This is a genomic window from Antarcticimicrobium luteum (genome assembly GCF_004358185.1).
Taxonomy (GTDB): Bacteria; Pseudomonadota; Alphaproteobacteria; order Rhodobacterales; family Rhodobacteraceae; genus Antarcticimicrobium; species Antarcticimicrobium luteum.
Genome location: NZ_SMUV01000011.1, coordinates 1 through 2775 on the forward strand (window position 1 = coordinate 1; position 2775 = coordinate 2775).

3 protein-coding genes are annotated in these 2775 nt (G+C 61.0%); 2 read left to right on the top strand and 1 reads right to left on the bottom strand.

Annotated features, from left to right (window positions below; genetic code table 11):
* The first annotated feature begins 242 nt into the window (after positions 1-242).
* Positions 243-386: a transposase gene (locus tag E1832_RS22340; protein WP_165978742.1), complete on the top strand. Its 144-nt coding sequence runs from the start codon at positions 243-245 to the stop codon at positions 384-386.
* A 438-nt stretch (positions 387-824) separates the two neighbouring features.
* Here E1832_RS22340 and E1832_RS00105 read toward each other — a convergent pair whose 3' ends face one another.
* Entirely contained in the window at positions 825-1280 is a 456-nt protein-coding gene (locus E1832_RS00105) for a tyrosine-type recombinase/integrase (protein ID WP_133357743.1), read from the bottom strand.
* A 23-nt stretch (positions 1281-1303) separates the two neighbouring features.
* Here E1832_RS00105 and E1832_RS00110 point away from each other — a divergent pair, with 23 nt between their 5' ends.
* A complete protein-coding gene (locus tag E1832_RS00110) occupies positions 1304-2668 on the top strand; it encodes a cation-translocating P-type ATPase (protein WP_133357745.1) in 1365 nt (454 codons plus the stop codon).
* Positions 2669-2775 lie beyond the last annotated feature (107 nt).

Sequence of the window (2775 nt, forward strand, 5' to 3'; positions counted from 1 at the left end):
AATCCAGACTGGAAACCTTGGCCGCATGAGGCCAGAAACAAACCGACGGATTCTCCCAATGGCTGGAGGGAAGTCGGGTCGCAGGTCACTTGCCGAGATCGTTCATGCGCTTGCGGTACCATCCCGATGGCGCCATCAGCCCGTCATAGTGAGGGCAGCCGCGAAAATCTACCTTCCGGCGGTCCAACGTTGGAGAGCAGAGCACATCCTATACTGTCCGCATTCTGGTGGCGACGCAGTCGGTGGACTTCAGGAAGGACTACGACGAGCTTACCGTGATGGTGCAATCGGTTCTGAAGGAGGATCCGTTCACCCGTTGCCGGCAGGTGAACGGAACATTCACCGAGAGGGTCACCTGGTCCTCTCGCACGTTCGTGCCGCTTTAAGTGTTCGAGATAAGAGCCTTGGGGCCGAAAGCGGTCAATTGTCCTGCTAATGACCGCGCTCGAATTGGGGCGCGGTCATCAACACCCCCGGTAAGGGGCTTGTAGAAATTGGTTCCACCGAAGACCGGCCTACTGCTGTTTTCTTTGCACGATAAACCGATATGCTTTGTCGACGGCGTTAGAAGCTTGTCGCTTGCTGGCGCCTGTTTTCTCGACAACAGATCCGATCATTGTTGCTCGTGGGAAGGGTTCTCCGTGCTTCGATCCCCCCTGGCGATAAGGTTGAACAGCCTTTTCCGCGATCGCTCTCTGTGGCGACAATGACTGCTCCCTCTTAAAGCTCCATGGAAATGGTGGTTTAATTTCAATGACATAGGTGTTCCTATTTTTATCCCGTTCGGCCCGCCACCTTTCCCTTAAGTATCATAAAACAATCAATTAATTTTGAGTTTTCCAACGCGGCCCGGAATGTTTTCCAATGTTCCGTTCTTGTTCTGTGCCCATCACGGCGCGGCGGCGGTCGGCTGACTTGGTGTAGTGGTCCACCTCTTTCAGGAACTCGTGCCCGGTCCAGGCCGATATCTGGTGAGCCGTTGCGCCACCTTCGGCCAGCGCGGCGGCCAGGCTTTTGCGCAGACCGTGCGCGCTTTTCTCGACCCCGGCTTCGCGCGCCGCCTCGCGGATCATCGTGCCAAGCGCCTTCTCGGATCTGGCTCGCCCACGGGCGGCCAGAAAGGTCATATGACCGGAAAGCGTTTCGAGCGACTGGTGCATCACCTTGCGGTCGTCGGCCAGGTGCGCGGCGTAGTCGGGCAGGGTGCAGGTCCAGGGAACATGCGCCGGGCCGCCGGTCTTTACCTGCCGGTAGGACAGCACGCCGTCGCGCGCCACCATGCCTGTCCCCCGATCTTCTGGCAATGTCGCAGGTCTGGCAGGCCGAGGATGGCTTTGCCATAGCCGCCAAAGGCGCACCCGAGGCGATTGCCGATCTGTGCAAGCTGGAACCAGATCAGCGCGCGGTTATCTCGGCACAACTGGACGCGATGGCCGCCAAGGGTCTGCGCGTACTGGCTGTGGCCGAGGCGTCATGGCCGGCCGGGCAGGACCTGCCCGAGACGCAAACCGGGTTTACCTTTCGACTGCTGGGCATCGTCGGTCTGGCTGACCCCTTGCGTGCCTCGGTGCCCGCTGCGGTGGCTGAATGTCAGGCGGCAGGCATTCGGATCATCATGATCACTGGCGACCATCCGGTCACGGCGCGCGCGATTGCCGCCGAGGCGGGGTTACCCGGCGATGTCGTGCTGACGGGAGATGATCTGTCGGCGATGTCGGAGGATGACCTTGCCACGGCGGTCACGACCGTGACCATCTTTGCCCGCATCCTGCCCGAACAGAAACTGCGCATCGTCAATGCCCTGAAGGCCAAGAGGGCTGTGGTGGCGATGACCGGCGACGGGGTGAACGATGCGCCCAGCCTGAAGGCTGCGGACATTGGCGTCGCAATGGGCGAGCGCGGCACCGACGTGGCGCGCGAGGCAGCCTCGATCGTCCTGCTGGATGACGATTTCGGCTCCATCGTCACCACGGTGCGGCTCGGCCGCCGAATCTATGACAACCTGCGCAAGGCGATGAGCTTTATCCTTGCTGTTCATGTGCCGATTGCGGGCCTCGCTCTCATGCCGCTGCTGTTCGGCATGCCGCTTCTGTTCGGCCCGGTGCACATCGCCTTTCTGGAGATGGTGATCGACCCGGTCTGCGCGCTTGTCTTCGAGGCCGAGGAAGAGGAGGACGGCGTCATGCGCCGCCCGCCGCGTCCGGCGGATGAGCCGTTGTTCTCCTGGCCCACAGTTGTGTGGAGCTTGCTTCAGGGGTTGATGGTGCTGGGCGTGGCGGGGTCCGCCGCCTGGTTTGCACCGGGCTTTGGGCTCGACCCCGATCAGGTGCGTGGACTGGCCTTTGCCACGCTGGTTTTCGGTGTCGTGGCACTGATCCTGGTCGACCGATCCAACTCCAACTCTGTCCTGACGGCGTTGCTGCGGCCAAACAAGGCGCTGGCAGTTGTGTTGCCGATCGTAGCTGTGCTGCTCGCGACAACGCTGTTCTGGGCACCGGCGCGCGACCTGTTTGGCTTTGGCGTTTTAGAAGGCGTCTGGCTGGCCGTGCCGCCATTTGCCGGGATCGTCGTTCTGCTCGCGCTTGAGGCGCTCAAACCGCTTTGGCGGGTGGTTCTGCACACGAACGAACAGCCCGCTGGCCCGAGGGTGAAGAGCGAGGCCGCATGATCAAACTGAACCGGGCGTTTGAGCTACTCCCCGATCCTTGGACAGTATCTGGCGTGATCTAAGCTACTCTCTGCTCCTGCTGATCGGTTTGGGTTTTGTCTTTTCTC

Bases quoted from the DNA above. Each gene is read 5' to 3' on its own strand.
- E1832_RS00110 (WP_133357745.1), top strand. From the start codon at position 1,304: ATGTCGCAGGTCTGGCAGGCCGAGGATGGCTTTGCCATAGCCGCCAAA.
- E1832_RS00105 (WP_133357743.1), bottom strand. From the start codon at position 1,280: ATGGTGGCGCGCGACGGCGTGCTGTCCTACCGGCAGGTAAAGACCGGC.